This is a genomic window from Rahnella laticis (assembly GCF_015644585.1).
In the GTDB taxonomy this organism is placed as follows: domain Bacteria; phylum Pseudomonadota; class Gammaproteobacteria; order Enterobacterales; family Enterobacteriaceae; genus Rahnella; species Rahnella laticis.
The window spans coordinates 104,488-118,469 of the sequence record NZ_JADOBI010000009.1 but is presented as its reverse complement, the minus strand read 5'-3'; the positions used below and the strand labels follow the sequence as shown (position 1 = coordinate 118,469).

The 13,982-nt window shown below is 53.9% G+C and carries 11 protein-coding genes; 5 read left to right on the top strand and 6 right to left on the bottom strand.

Features of this window, described 5'->3' with window-relative positions; translation table 11 throughout:
• Positions 1 to 2 precede the first annotated feature (2 nt).
• On the bottom strand, positions 3 to 1,046 hold the full coding sequence (locus tag IV433_RS18885; RefSeq protein WP_195815518.1) for a sugar ABC transporter substrate-binding protein: 1,044 nt from the start codon (positions 1,044 to 1,046) through the stop codon (positions 3 to 5).
• A gap of 66 nt (positions 1,047 to 1,112) precedes the next feature.
• Complete coding sequence (locus IV433_RS18880; RefSeq protein WP_195815458.1) at positions 1,113 to 2,093, bottom strand: TIM barrel protein; 981 nt, start codon at positions 2,091 to 2,093, stop codon at positions 1,113 to 1,115.
• A 319-nt stretch (positions 2,094 to 2,412) separates the two neighbouring features.
• On the opposite strand from IV433_RS18880, the gene IV433_RS18875 reads away from it, so the two are divergent.
• Complete coding sequence (locus IV433_RS18875; protein ID WP_195815457.1) at positions 2,413 to 4,200, top strand: methyl-accepting chemotaxis protein; 1,788 nt, start codon at positions 2,413 to 2,415, stop codon at positions 4,198 to 4,200.
• Between the two features lie 181 nt (positions 4,201 to 4,381).
• Positions 4,382 to 5,164: a CatB-related O-acetyltransferase gene (locus IV433_RS18870; RefSeq protein ID WP_195815456.1), complete on the top strand. Its 783-nt coding sequence runs from the start codon at positions 4,382 to 4,384 to the stop codon at positions 5,162 to 5,164.
• A gap of 44 nt (positions 5,165 to 5,208) precedes the next feature.
• On the opposite strand, the gene IV433_RS18865 is transcribed toward IV433_RS18870, so the two are convergent.
• The 3 genes from IV433_RS18865 to IV433_RS18855 form a co-directional block, all read right to left on the bottom strand.
• Complete coding sequence (locus tag IV433_RS18865) at positions 5,209 to 6,042, bottom strand: ABC transporter permease (RefSeq protein ID WP_195815455.1); 834 nt, start codon at positions 6,040 to 6,042, stop codon at positions 5,209 to 5,211.
• 21 nt (positions 6,043 to 6,063) lie between these two features.
• Positions 6,064 to 6,903 (bottom strand): ATP-binding cassette domain-containing protein, encoded by an 840-nt coding sequence (locus IV433_RS18860; protein ID WP_195815454.1) that lies wholly within the window; start codon positions 6,901 to 6,903, stop codon positions 6,064 to 6,066.
• Positions 6,904 to 7,026: 123 nt separating this feature from the next.
• On the bottom strand, positions 7,027 to 7,959 hold the full coding sequence (locus IV433_RS18855; RefSeq protein ID WP_195815453.1) for a LysR substrate-binding domain-containing protein: 933 nt from the start codon (positions 7,957 to 7,959) through the stop codon (positions 7,027 to 7,029).
• 105 nt (positions 7,960 to 8,064) lie between these two features.
• Here IV433_RS18855 and betC point away from each other — a divergent pair, with 105 nt between their 5' ends.
• Positions 8,065 to 9,606, top strand: a complete 1,542-nt coding sequence (gene betC / locus IV433_RS18850; RefSeq protein WP_195815452.1) for a choline-sulfatase — start codon at positions 8,065 to 8,067, stop codon at positions 9,604 to 9,606.
• A gap of 2 nt (positions 9,607 to 9,608) precedes the next feature.
• A complete protein-coding gene (choX, locus tag IV433_RS18845) occupies positions 9,609 to 10,550 on the top strand; it encodes a choline ABC transporter substrate-binding protein (RefSeq protein WP_229893523.1) in 942 nt (313 codons plus the stop codon).
• Positions 10,551 to 10,638: 88 nt separating this feature from the next.
• Here choX and IV433_RS18840 read toward each other — a convergent pair whose 3' ends face one another.
• Positions 10,639 to 11,805, bottom strand: a complete 1,167-nt coding sequence (locus IV433_RS18840) for a M20 aminoacylase family protein (RefSeq protein ID WP_195815451.1) — start codon at positions 11,803 to 11,805, stop codon at positions 10,639 to 10,641.
• 571 nt (positions 11,806 to 12,376) lie between these two features.
• On the opposite strand from IV433_RS18840, the gene IV433_RS18835 reads away from it, so the two are divergent.
• Positions 12,377 to 13,975: a methyl-accepting chemotaxis protein gene (locus tag IV433_RS18835; RefSeq protein ID WP_195815450.1), complete on the top strand. Its 1,599-nt coding sequence runs from the start codon at positions 12,377 to 12,379 to the stop codon at positions 13,973 to 13,975.
• Positions 13,976 to 13,982 lie beyond the last annotated feature (7 nt).

Here is a 13,982-nt window from a genome sequence, read left to right as displayed (position 1 = left end):
ACTTATTGTTGCTGCGCCAGCAACTGGCGAATCTTCGCGTTATCTTTGGTGGAGAATGCGTCGGCGTTGTCTTTGGTGATCAGCGCCTGCGGAGTGGACACCACGCGGGAGATTTTCTGGCCATTAATCAGGCGGACAACCACTTCCATCGCCACTTCACCGGTCAGCACCGGGAAGCTGTCAACCGTACCGGTCAGCTCGCCGCGTTTGATTGACGCGTACGCATCGGAAATCCCGTCGGTGCCAAAAACAGCAACCTGTTTCGATTTTCCGGCAGCTGCAACGGCTTCCACCACGCCCAGCGCCATGCCGTCGTTGTTGGCGTAGAAGCCAATCAGATCAGGATGTTGCTGTAAAATTGTCGCTGCGGCGTTGTACGCATTTTCGCGGCTCCAGTTAGCCGGAACGCTGGCGACCACGGTGAATTTCCCGCTGGCCTGAATCGTTTCTTTAAAGCCTTTGGTGCGCTGCGTTGCCGCATACACGCCCGGCTGGCCTTCGATGACCGCGACCTTGCCGCCTTCAGGGTATTTTTTGATAAACCAGCCCGCCACGCGCACGCCGTTATCTTTCTGCACATTGCCGACGTAATACGCCGCATTTGGCATCACGGCGTCATTGACGTTCACCACGGCAATGTTTTTGCTTTTGGCGGATTCATACGCCGGTTGCAGGTTGGCGTCGGTTTGCGGCGACACCAGCAGGCCGTTGAACCCTTGTGAAATCAGCGTTTCGGCGATAGACAGCTGGCCGAGCTGGTCGTCTTCATTGGCGGCGGCCTGATATTCCACGGTGAAGCCGTGTTTATCGGCAAAGTTTTTATAGCCCTGGCCGAGGGAGCGCCAGTATTCGTTGGTCAGCGTTTTCGACACGCCGCCGATTTTCAGCGATTTATCGATAGCCGGTAACGGGCCATATTTGGTGGTCAGTTGCGTCCAGTCGGTGCGATCCGGTTCGGTGTCGGATTGCAGGGGCGGTAAATCCGCCGCATAAAGGCTGGTGCAAAACAGTGTAGAGGTGAGTACAGACAGTAAGAGTTTTTTCATCATCTGGCCTTCGGATTGTTATTTTTATGGTTATCACAGCGACTCGCGCTGTGGCGGTCGCTTTTATTATTGCGCCAGCATCACGTTGTTCACGATTTGCTGAGAGGCGACGGCATCCTGCCTGCTGATGGCTTCATTCAGCGCCGGGTTGTTTTCGAGCTTTTCACACAGTTTCAGTAAGCGGATCACGGTCGCGATATTGGTTTCCGCTTCGCGAACCGGATCCAGGCCGCTGGCATCCGGGAACGTATCGAAGTAATACGCGCCTTTATAGCCGTCACGTTTCATTTGCAGCAGGAATTCCAGCGTGGCGCGCGGGTTCACGGAGCCAACCATCAGGCCGTCGTCACGTTTGCCCCAGCCGTCGTTGAGATCCAGCCCGAGCAGGCGAGAACGGCGCGCCACCATCGCCGCGGCAAACGCCGGGACTTCATTGGCAAACAGCACGTGCGCGAAATCCAGCGTGATCCCTAAATTCTTACAACCGGCTTCTTCAACCGCCAGCAGACAGGTGGTGGCATTCGGGAAGATGCTGTACGCGCGCGGTTCGTTAGGTTTGTATTCAATGCTGACGTCGAGGTCCGGCGCATATTCCGCCACTTCGCGCACCGCGCTGACCGCGTCTTCCCACATTTTTTTGTAGTCAGCCTGGAAGCAGTAATCGAAACCGTCCTGGCCCATCCACAGCGTCATGATGCTGGCACCGAATTCACGCCCGGCGTCGATGCCGCGTTTGGTTAACTCAATCGCCTGACGACGAATTTTGGGATCCGGGTTGGTAAATGCGCCGATTTTAAATTCCGGAGCATCCCAGCGCATTTGCATCCCGTTGACCGCCAGCCCGACTTCTTCGATTTTCTGACGCATGGTTTTAACGTCATCAGTCATGTGCTGAGGATAATTCAGGTCCAGATGTGTCAATCCTTTAACCGTAGCTGCACGTTCGATCATTTGCAGCACTGAAGGTTTGCCTTTCAGTTCCGGCCAGTAAAGATAAGCCCCCGAGGCAAACGAGTTCAGACGTGTGGCAAATTTAAGTTCTGACATGGGGTGTCCTTTGTAAACTGATTTGTAATGTACTTTCCTTCTTCACATCATTTCGTGAAGTAGTGCATTACTATCATCAGACGAAAAAACCCGCAAGATCCCCTGCGGGTTTTGTGATCAGATTTGAGAGGGGTTTCACGAAATTTCGGTAAAGCGTGGTGGGAATAGTGAGTTGGAGCCTGATGACGATAAATTTCACGCAGAAATAAAAAAGGGCGCTGTTTCTTCCCTATAAACCTCCGTTTTTCTGTGACACATCTCAAGTTTTTCGCTTTTCTGCCGTTATCTAAATCTTAAGATTCCTTCCAGGGAAACGCCCATGTTAAAGACCATCCGTTCGCGCATTATTACAGCCTGCATCGCCATTGTGGCCTGCTCGCTGGTGATCAATACCTTCCTCAGTTACACCGTTGCAGATAAATACAACAGTCAGGCGACAGATACCACGCTGAACGCCCTGACCTCCAGCCACACGCAAGGGATCAGCGATTGGGTCAGTTCAAAAACAGGGATGATTGTTTCACTTCAGCCAGTTGCGTTAACGGAAGATCCGGTTCCGGTACTTAAACAAATTGCCAGCGCGGGCGGGTTTACCAACGTCTACGTCGGTTATGCCAATAAAACCGCGAAATTCTCGGATCCGACGGGCGTGCCGTCCGATTACGATCCGACGGGGCGTCCGTGGTACAGGCAGGCAGCCGAAGCCGGGCATCCGGTCGCCACGCCGCCGTATATTGATGCGGGCACCGGTAAGTTAGTGGTCACATTCGCCGTACCCGTGATGGACGGCGGAACGCTGAAAGCCATTGTCGCCGGTGATGTCTCGATGGACAGCGTGGTGAATAACGTCAATACCATCCATCCGACGCCCGGCAGTTTCGGGATGCTGGTGGATAAGTCCGGTGTCATCATCGCGCACCCGGACGATAAGCTGGCTCTGAAACCGTTCAGTTCGCTGGCGGAAGGCGTGAATTTGCAGGATTTATTCGCGGCGAAAACGCCGGTGGATATTCAGCTTAATGGCGCAACAAAGCGCGTTCGGGCCCTGCCGGTCGCGGGCACCGAATGGTACACGCTTGTGTTGCAGGACAAGAGCGAGTCAACGGCGGGTATGCGTTCGCTGCTGACCTCTTCGGTGATCACGCTGATTGTGATCGTGCTGATTTCAGCCGCCGTGATTGGCCTGATCATCACCAAATCGTTCCGCCGTTTGTCGGTGGTGCGCGATATACTTAACGCCATCAGTTCCGGCGAAGACGATCTGACCCAGCGCTTACCGACCGACGGCCACGACGAGGTGACGCAAATTGCTCATGCGTTCAATACGTTCGTGGATAAACTCAGTAAGGTGATGTCCGAAATCCGCACCACCAGCGAATCCGTTAAAATTGCCGCCGACGAAATTGCCGCCGGGAATAACGATTTGTCGGGCCGTACCGAATCCGCCGCGGCCAGTCTGCAACAAACCGCCGCGTCGCTGGAGCAGATCACCGCCACGGTTTCTCAGTCCGCCAGTTCCGCCAAACAGGCCAGCGCGACGGCGAAATCCGCCTCAGAAGCCGCCACACGCGGCGACGAGGTGGTGACGAAAGTCATTACGACGATGGAAACAATTGAAAGCGCATCGTCAAAAATCGGCGATATCACCGGTGTCATCGACGGCATTGCGTTCCAGACCAACATTCTGGCGCTGAACGCCGCGGTTGAAGCCGCGCGTGCCGGGGAACAGGGGCGTGGATTTGCCGTGGTCGCCAGCGAAGTGCGCAGTCTGGCACAGCGCAGCGCGCAGGCAGCAAAAGAGATTAAAGTGCTGATTGAATCGACGGTGAGCAGCGTGGCGTCGGGTTCCGCGCAGGTGCGGCTGGCCAGCGACAGCATGAGTGAAATCGTCAGTAACGTGTCGAACGTCAGCAGCGTGATGATGGAAATCACCCACGCGTCCGAAGAGCAGATGCTTAGCATTCATGAAATCAACAAGGCGATTACCCAGCTTGATGGCATGGTGCAGCAGAATGCGGCGATGGTTCAGGAATCTACCGGCGCGGCGTCAGCCTTGCAGGAACAGGCCACCGGTCTGGCACTCGCCGTCGGGCATTTCCGCGTCTGATCACGTCACCTGAGTAAGATGTTAGTAACAGCGCCCGGACTTTAACCTTCGGGCTTTTTTTGCTTTATTTCTCCCCCTTCAGACGTGATTTTCACCGACCTCAGTTTTTTGCAATGTCTGTTTTATGCTAGGATTTTGATAAGAATATATAAAAACAGCAGTCACCTCTGAGGAATAATGAATGAAACATCCTGTTGATTTTCGATGGACTCAAAAACACGAGGATTATTGCTTACGCCATAAGATCCATCTTAAATTTCCTGAGATAGTGAAAGGAATATATAAAAAGAGAAACATATTTCTTTTAAAAAAAGGGGAGAAAATAAAATTCACCTCGGATGTTTGGGTCGAAGAATATGCCTCAATGCCACGAAAAAGTTTCTGCTCAATGGGCGCATATTCTTACGCGTGCAGTAAATTACCCAACAACCTCAAAATCGGCAGATTTTGCAGCCTGGCGGCAGGGGTACGGATTATGGGACCGCAACATCCTATACACCGGTTTACGACCAGTCCCCTGACGTACCATGATTTTTTCCCGAAAGTCGCGCAGGAACAATTCGGAGAAACACTGAATATTGCCGGGTTCGACTATATGCCAGCGCCGACATTATTAGGCCATGATGTCTGGGTCGGGGAACACGCCGTATTAAAAGGCGGCATTACCATCGGGAATGGCGCAGTTATTGCGGCCAATGCCGTTGTCACCAGTGATGTGCCGCCTTACGCCATCGTCGGCGGAATTCCGGCTAAGATCATTAAATACCGCTTTGCCCCGGATATTATTGACCGACTACAGGCGACTGAGTGGTGGGAATATAAAATTACGGATCTGCCAGATGTCACCCATTCGGATGACATTTTTTATTTCCTCCAACAGATGGAAGAAAAAATAGCCCGTGGCGAAATAAGAAAACATCAATATAAAGTGGTTAATATCACGCAAGAGTTAGCGAAAATATAAAAATATACACGCTGGCCACACCCCAGGGGTGTGGCCAGCGTGGTTCATAACTTTCCTGTTTTCGCTGCAAAACTGGCCGACAGCCGGTCCAGCAAAATCGCCATCAGCACCACCACAATTCCGCTTTGTAACCCGAGTCCGATATCCAGCTGCTGAATACTGCTGAGAATATCATTCCCCAGACCACCGGCACCGACCATCGAGGCGATAATCACCATCGACATTGCCATCATAATCGTCTGGTTTACGCCCGCCATAATTGCCGGTTGCGCGGCAGGCAGCTGCACTTTCCACAGCAACTGCCAAGGCGTACAGCCGAACGCCAGCCCGGCTTCGATACGCGCCTGGCTCACCTGACGGATCCCCAGATCCGTCAGGCGCACCACAGGCGGCATGGAAAATAAGATGGTGGCAAAAATGCCCGGCGGACGCCCGAGGCCAAACAAAATGGTCGCGGGGATCAGATAAACAAATGCGGGCATGGTCTGCATGAAGTCCATCAGCGTACGCACGACACTGCCGACGGTGGCGCGGCGTGCGCTCCAGATCCCCAGCGGAATGCCAAATAGCAGGCTGAAAAATGTCGAGGAAAGCGTCAGCGCCAGCGTGATGGACGCGTGATCGCTGTAGCCGCTGTAAACGATGTAAAGCGTGGCGAGCAGCGCAAACAGCGCGAAGCCTTTGCCAATACGCCAGAAGCCAATCGCGACGGCCAGAAACACCAGCCCCCACGGCGAGAGCCAGCCGGTCAGGGTTTCCAGCCCGCCGGCAACGGCGTCGATGCCTGCCGAAAGGCCGTCAAAAAAACCACCGGCATGCACCAGCAGCGCGTGAATGGCGCTGTCGATCTGACGGCTAAAATCTAAGGGATAGGCCATAGCGTTCTCTGTATAAAAGGCTTAAAGCGGCGGCTGCCAGAAATCGGCGTAAGATTCGGCCAACTGCCAGCGCGAGGTATCCACGCCGGAGAAAAAGTGCCGGACATAAGGCGACGCCGGAGCGTTAATGATGTTTTCCGGCGTACCGACCTGCACCAGTTTGCCCTCCTCCATAATCGCAATGCGCGTCCCCAGACGCAGCGCTTCTTCCATATCGTGGGTTACGAAAACCACCGTACGCTGTTGTTCCGCCTGAAGCGCCAGCAGCAATGACTGCATGTCGCGGCGGATAATCGGATCCAGCGCTGAGAACGCCTCATCCATCAGCAACACCGCCGGATTCACCACCAGCGCCCGCGCCAGCCCGACGCGCTGCTGCATGCCGCCGGAAAGCTGATGCGGATACTGCGCGGCAACGTGCGCCAGCCCGACTTTTTCCAGCATCGCGTGCGCCCGTCTGTGCCGTTCGTCACGGCTGACGCCCGACACTTCCAGCCCGAACGCCACGTTATCGAGCACGGTGCGTTCGTCAAACAGCGCAAACGACTGAAAAACCATGCCAATCTGGCTGCGGCGCAATTCAATCATTTCGCGGGCATTCAGGCTGCCCAGCGCCTGCCCCTGAAACAGGACATCGCCGGAACCCGGCTGAATGAGAAAATTGAGCGTGCGCAGCAGCGTCGATTTCCCCGAGCCGGAAAGCCCGACAATAACAAAAATCTCACCGGCTGTTATTTGCAAACTAATATCGTCCAGCGCATTGACCGGCGGTTTATTCTCCTCGCGGGAAAACAGTTTCTTTCCGGTAGCGGAAGAATAACTTTTAAAAACACGACGTAACTCGATGATGGATTGCGTCATAATGGTTTCGCACTCTGTTAATTATCCTGACACGCTAACTCAAAATAATAAAATAAGTGATATCTTTTGGAATTCTATATAGAGTTATTTCGCATTAGCTTATGACTATTTGTGAAATACACTCTATTTCTGCCGGGAAGCAGGGGCGGAATGATGATGAAAATTCCATGCTTCATTTAACAGCCAGCGGGTTACTTTTTCCTGCTGTACGGACGCCGGTTTACTGCCGGAAGAGATGAGATAATAGCCCCGTTCCGTGCGTACTTCCGGCCCGCAAACGAACAACTGACGGCTCTCCAGCAGCGCCGAAATCAGCGGCCGCCAGCCGAGCGCAATCCCCTGTCCTTCGACCGCAGCCTGGATCACCAGCGAGTACGCATTGAAGGTACGCGACCCGGCGTGATGCTGCGCGGGCAAGCCCTGCGAACGGAACCAGTCTTCCCATGTCAGCCAGCGCTGCGGACGGGTTTCCGGCAGCTTCAGCAGCGGGAAATGCATCAGTTTTTCCGGCAACGGATTATCGCCAAGTTTATCCATAACCACCTGATTACAGACAGGAATAACATCCTCGGGAAACAGCTTTTGCGCATGCGTTCCCGGCCAGTTACCGTTGCCGAAATAGATCGCCAGATGGGCGTTGTTATCGCGAAAATTATAGTCATTCGGCGAGGTCGACACCTGCACTTCCACACCCGGGATCAGCGCCTGAATCGCGTTCATCCGCGGCATCAGCCAGTAGGTGGCGAAGCCCATATCGGTGTCAATCCGCAGCGTACTGCGCTGATATCGCGTGCGTTCTATCTGCTCGCTGATGTCGCTCAGGCTGGCGCGGACAATCTGGTAAAGCGCACTGCCGGATTCGGTCAGTTGCACGCCCCGGTGACGCCGTTCAAACAGCGGTCCGTTGAGCAGATTTTCCAGCATCTGAATACGCTGGCTGACCGCCGGTTGCGAAAGTCCAAGCTCATTTCCCGCCGCGGTAAAATTACCGTGTCGCGCGGCAGCTTCAAATACCACTAAAACCTGTAACGGAGGTAATTCTAATTTACCTGCCATAAACCCACCTTATGCCATGATAATTTAATAACCTCTTCACAGAATGAAAAAGGCATGCGATAAAAATATCACGATTCACTAATTAATTTTTCTTTCAGGCTAATAATGCTTATAAATAAACCGAATATCGTTATTCTCATGGCCGATCAGTTAACCGCCGGGGCATTACGCACCTACGGAAATAATGTCAGCCTGACGCCCAATATCGACAAACTGGCCGACGAAGGCGTGGTCTTTGAATCCGCCTACTGCAACAGCCCGCTGTGTGCCCCTTCCCGCGCGGCGCTGATGACCGGCCAGTTTTTGTCAAACAACGGCGTTTACGACAACGCCGCAGAATTTCGCGCCGACTCGCCGACCTTCTGCCATTACCTGCGCGAACAGGGTTACCAGACCTGGCTTTCCGGCAAGATGCATTTCTGTGGCCCGGACCAGTTGCACGGTTTTGACGAGCGCCTGACCACCGATATTTATCCGGCAGATTTTGGCTGGACGCCGGACTGGGCAAATCCGGAACGCCGTCTGGATTGGTTCCACAACATGAGTTCAGTGCTGGAAGCCGGTGAGTGTGTACGCACTAACCAGCTGGATTTCGATGATGAAGCGCTGTTTATGGCACGCCAGCGGTTGTACGACGCCGCGCGCAAACCGGACGACAAGCCGTTTCTGCTGTTGCTTTCACTGACGCATCCGCATGATCCGTTTGCTATTCCGCGCCGTTATCTCGACCGCTTCAACGCGGAAGATATCGACCTGCCAAAAACCGGCGCGGCCGATGTGGAAGACGACGCGCACTCGCAGCGCCTGCGCGCCATGTATCAGCTCGAAGACGGCTTGCTCAGTGACGAGCAAATCCGCCGCGCCCGTCACGCCTATTACGGCTCGATTGCCTACGTGGATGACTGCTTTGGTGAAGTGGTCCGCACTCTGGAAGAAACCGGTCAGGCGGAAAACACCGTGGTATTTGTGATTGCCGACCACGGCGAAATGCTGGGTGAACGCGGGCTGTGGTACAAAATGACCTTCTTCGAAGGAGCCGTACGCGTACCGCTGATCGTCCACAATCCGAAACGCTTTGCGCCCCGCCGCGTCGGCGGCAATGTCTCGCTGGTGGATTTGCTACCGACGTTCACCGAACTGGCAGGCGGCGCGGATCGCCTTGAGCATCCGGTTGCCCCGCTCGACGGCCACAGCCTTGTATCGCATCTTAAAGGCCAGCCGGGGCCGGACGAAGCCTGCGCTGAATATCTGGCGGAAGGCGCGATTGAGCCGATGGTGATGATCCGCCGCGGGCCGTGGAAATACATTCATTCGCTGACCGAAGCGCCGCATCTGTACCAGCTTGAGCAGGATCCGTTTGAGCTGAAAAACCTCGCAGCGCTGGCCGAACATCGCGATACCGTCGCGGCGTTTGCGGCCGAAGTCGCCGCCCGCTGGGACTTAAATACCCTGAACAAACAGGTTCGCGCCAGCCAGCTAAAAAGACTGTATCTGACCGAAATCGCCGGGCGGGATGCCATTCCGCAATGGGATTTCCAGCCGCATCAGGCCGCTTCGCACCGTTTTATCCGTAACCACCAGACGCTGGACGAGCAGGAAGCTTTTGCCCGTTACCCGCGCCCTTATAAACACCCGACCGGGAAATAATGATGATGATAAAAAGACTCACCACGCTGATGCTTCTGGCCAGTGCCAGCCTGCTGCCGCTGAGCAGTTTCGCCGCTGACGACGCCCGCTGTGCCACCGTTAATCAGTCCGATCCCGGCTGGACGGATATTGCGGCGACCAACGCCGTGTCCGGCGTGGTGCTGAACGCGCTGGGTTATCAGCAAAAAGTGCAAAACCTTTCGGTCGCGCTGGCATTTCAGGGATTGAAAACCGGCCAGCTGGATGTGTTTTTAGGTAACTGGATGCCCGCACAGGCGCCGGTTATCGCGAAATTCACCGATGACATCAGCGTCATCGGCGCTAATTTACCGGCGGCCAAATTTACGCTGGCCGTGCCGGATTACGTGGCAAAAGCGGGCGTGAAGGATTTCGCCGATCTGGAGAAATACGCAGATAAGTTTGATCACAAGATCTACGGCATCGCGCCGGGCGCGCCGGCGAATCAGAACATTAAGAAAATGATCGACCAGCATGATTTTGGTTTGCAGAACTGGAATCTGGTGGAGTCGAGCGAAAGCGGCATGCTGGCGCAGGTGACCCGCGCGGTGAGCCGTCAGCAGTGGATCGTGTTTCTGGGCTGGGAACCGCATGCGATGAATACGCGCTTTAAGCTGACGTATCTGAGCGGTGGCGATAAATGGTTTGGTGCGAACTATGGCAGCGCGACGGTGAACACCGTGACGCGCAAAGGTTTTGCCGAACAGTGCCCGAACCTCAACCGCTTCTTCACGCAGCTGAAATTTAACGTGCCGCTGGAAAACGCCATCATCACCCGCGTGCTCGATGACAAACAAAGCCCGGAAGACGCCGCCCGCGCCGAACTGGCGAAACACCCGGAACTGCTGACCGGCTGGCTGAACGGAGTGACCACCCGCGACGGCCAACCGGCAGAAAGCACGGTGAAAAAAGCGCTGGGGATCTGATCGCCCGGAATAAAGACACAAAAAAAGCCAGGCAATTTATGTGCCTGGCTTTTTTGTCTCTGACGTTTATCAGTCCGTCGTCTGCCGGTTAAGCGGCTGCATCTTTCAGCTGTCTTTCCACCAGCGTGACCCAGATGCCGATGCCCAGCGGAATAAGATCATCATTAAAATCGAAACGGGCATTGTGCAGCGACGCGGAAGGTTCTGCGCCGTCGGCACCCAGCCAGAAATAAGCGCCGGGACATCGCTCGAGCAAATAGGCGAAATCTTCTGCCGCCATCGACGGCGGATTATTGAAATGCACTTTTGTGACGCCCGGCGAATGCTCCGCGGCTTCGCGCACAATTTCGGCCTGCGCCGGATGGTTTTTCGTCACCGGATAGCCAAATTCCCAGCGGACTTCGCCTTTGACGCCAAATGGCAGCGGCACGGATTTGACGTATTCTTCAATCAGCCGCCAGCAGGTAATACGCGTTTCATTACTCTGGCAGCGCAGCGTGCCGGACATGTGCAGCGTTTCCGGGATGACGTTGATTGCCTCGCCCGCCTGTAACTGCGTCAGGCTGATCACCGTTTGTTCCAGCGGCGAGAGGCGGCGCGAAATCAGACTTTGCAGCGACAAAATCAGCTGCGCGCCCGCCACTACCGGATCCGCCCCCAGTTCCGGCATCGCCGCATGGCAGCCTTTGCCGGTGAGCGTGATGTAGAAATTATCCTGCGACGCCATCATCGCGCCCTGACTGACCGCCACTTCGCCAACCGGCAGGCCGGGCCAGTTATGCAGCGCGTACACTTCCTGCATCGGAAAACGTTCAAATAACCCTTCATTAACCATCATCTGGCCGCCCCCGGCGTTCTCTTCCGCAGGCTGAAAAATGAAATGCACCGTGCCGCGAAAATGGCGGTTTTCACTGAGATGTCGCGCCGCGCCGAGTAACGTCGCCGTATGGCCGTCGTGGCCACAGGCGTGCATCAGGCCGGGATTTTGCGAGACGTGTTCGAAATCATTGAGTTCCTGAATTGGCAGCGCATCGATATCCGCGCGCAGACCGATTGACGGCCCGTCGCCGTTGCGCAGGGTCGCAACAATACCGGTTCCGGCTAGCCCGGTGTGAACGTCAAGGCCGAAAGACAGCAGCAGTTCACTGATTTTTTGGGAAGTATGATGTTCATTCAGACCCAGCTCTGGCCGGGTGTGGAGTTCACGGCGTAACTGTTTGGCTTGTTTAATAATCTGCTCGGAAATGACCGCCATAAACCCTCTGTGCTGATCTGAATTCAGTGCGGCGGGCCTGACCCGCGGGCACATTGTTAATTTAAAGTATCACATTCAGAACGATTGGGTTAAACGTCAAATAAGGCCATTACCGCTGGTCAGAGGACGCGGATTGCGCGCCTTGCGCATTTTCAGAATTTGCCCAGGTTTTGCCGGATCATTCAGTTGTGCTTGAATGAAAAATGCCCCCGAAATTGTACTTTTATTGCGCATAATCGTTATTCAGAATCGCTAAGTTATATTGCCGTGCCCTCCTGTATGAAATTTGCCTTAATGCAGTTTTTTATCTCTACCAATATTAAAACTTTCACTCCACATAAAAATTACATTTATATTAATTCAACAATAAAATTAACCTTTAATATTATCTCACTCCACCACTCAGGTTTTGTAATTTAAATATTTCTGGTCAGTAACAAAAAATCACTGCATAGTAGTTTCGTCATGGAGTGTGCTAACAATCATTTGGACGTTATAACCAGGTCGTAACACAGCAAATCAACAATATAACAACGTTATTAAATATTATTTAATAACACAGAGGTTCCTCATGCGCGTAAACATGCCAGTGACACAGCGGGAATATGGTTTAGATCCCGATACCACATTAATGTCCACGACGGATGTCAACAGCCGGATTATTTATGCAAACTCCGCGTTTATTAATGTCAGCGGATTCTCCGAAGACGAACTGATCTTCAAACCCCACAATATAGTCCGCCACCCGGACATGCCGGTCGAAGCCTTTGCCGACATGTGGTTTACCCTGCAACAGGGCGACAGCTGGACGGGGCTGGTGAAGAACCGTCGTAAAAATGGCGACCACTATTGGGTTCGCGCCAACGTCACGCCGGTACATCATCAGGATAAACTGACGGGATATATTTCCGTGCGCAATAAACCCGCTGAGCATGAAATTAAAGCCGCGGAAGAATTATACAAATTAGTAAAAGATAAAAATGCCGGAAGCCGGAAATTCTATAAAGGTCTGGTGGTGCGCACCGGTTTATTTTCACTCTTTTCGGTATTACAAAATCTGCCGGTGAGCTGGCGTTTACGTTTACCGTTATTTATCGCAGGCATTTTTCCGCTGTTATTTCCGCTGACGGGGATCGCTCAGACGTGGGTGGCTATTTCCACGATTATCCTGTTACTGCTCGCCGATCTCTTTTTACAAACACAAATCCGCAATCCGATAAAAACGATTCTGTGTCAGGCGCAGCAAGTGGTCTCCGGGAAAAAAGCCGATTCCGTGCATTTTAACCGCGTCGATGAAATTGGTTTGCTGATGCGTTCAGTGAATCAGTTTGGCCTGAATCTGCATTCTCTGGTGGAAGATGTCGGGACGCAGGTCGGCGGTATTTCAAATATCAGCAATCTGATGTCGAAAAACAGCATGGCGCTCAGCGCACGAACCGAAGAAACGGCGGCCAATCTTCAGCAAACGGCTGCGGCGATTGAGGAGATTGCCGGTGCCGTCGGGCAAAGCGCTGACACTGTGATTCAGGCCAGCAAACTGGCGGACAGCGCCGCATCCGTGGCGAAGAAAGGCGGCGAAATCATGCAGGACACTATCGGCATGATGCAGTCAATTTCGCAGGCCAGCAGCAAGGTCGTGGACATTATTTCTGTCATTGACGGCATTGCCTTCCAGACCAACATTCTGGCGCTGAACGCCGCCGTGGAAGCTGCCCGTGCCGGAACCGAAGGCCGCGGATTTGCCGTGGTCGCCGCGGAAGTACGCGTGCTGGCACAGCGTTCCGCCACCGCAGCCAAAGAAATCAAAGCGCTGATCGAAGCGAATATGCACAGCGTTGAAACCGGCGGCCAGATGGTGGAAAGCGCCGGTCAGCAGATCAGCGAAATTATCGGTGAAGTGGTGCAGATGTCGGGGCTGATTAAAGAAATCAGTCACGCCACCCGCGAGCAGACATCGGCACTTTCACTGATTAATACGTCGCTGGCGCAGATTGAAACCATGACACAAGACAATGCCGGGATGGTGGCGCAATCTTCTGAATCGGCTGAAACGCTGAACTATCAGGCTACGCGGCTGAAAAGCGCCATCGACGTGTACGGCGGCCAGATGACAAAAATGGAGAGCCGTTCTGCGCAGCTTGCGGGTTTCGGGAAAGTCACCGTCAGTTAAGAAATAT

What these genes read in the sequence shown, in the direction of transcription:
- IV433_RS18855 (WP_195815453.1), bottom strand. Translation starts at nt 7,959, where the DNA reads ATGGCAGGTAAATTAGAATTACCTCCGTTACAGGTTTTAGTGGTATTT.
- IV433_RS18860 (WP_195815454.1), bottom strand. Translation starts at nt 6,903, where the DNA reads ATGACGCAATCCATCATCGAGTTACGTCGTGTTTTTAAAAGTTATTCT.
- IV433_RS18840 (WP_195815451.1), bottom strand. Translation starts at nt 11,805, where the DNA reads ATGGCGGTCATTTCCGAGCAGATTATTAAACAAGCCAAACAGTTACGC.
- betC (WP_195815452.1), top strand. Translation starts at nt 8,065, where the DNA reads ATGCTTATAAATAAACCGAATATCGTTATTCTCATGGCCGATCAGTTA.
- IV433_RS18875 (WP_195815457.1), top strand. Translation starts at nt 2,413, where the DNA reads ATGTTAAAGACCATCCGTTCGCGCATTATTACAGCCTGCATCGCCATT.
- choX (WP_229893523.1), top strand. Translation starts at nt 9,609, where the DNA reads ATGATGATAAAAAGACTCACCACGCTGATGCTTCTGGCCAGTGCCAGC.
- IV433_RS18835 (WP_195815450.1), top strand. Translation starts at nt 12,377, where the DNA reads ATGCGCGTAAACATGCCAGTGACACAGCGGGAATATGGTTTAGATCCC.
- IV433_RS18885 (WP_195815518.1), bottom strand. Translation starts at nt 1,046, where the DNA reads ATGAAAAAACTCTTACTGTCTGTACTCACCTCTACACTGTTTTGCACC.
- IV433_RS18870 (WP_195815456.1), top strand. Translation starts at nt 4,382, where the DNA reads ATGAAACATCCTGTTGATTTTCGATGGACTCAAAAACACGAGGATTAT.
- IV433_RS18880 (WP_195815458.1), bottom strand. Translation starts at nt 2,093, where the DNA reads ATGTCAGAACTTAAATTTGCCACACGTCTGAACTCGTTTGCCTCGGGG.
- IV433_RS18865 (WP_195815455.1), bottom strand. Translation starts at nt 6,042, where the DNA reads ATGGCCTATCCCTTAGATTTTAGCCGTCAGATCGACAGCGCCATTCAC.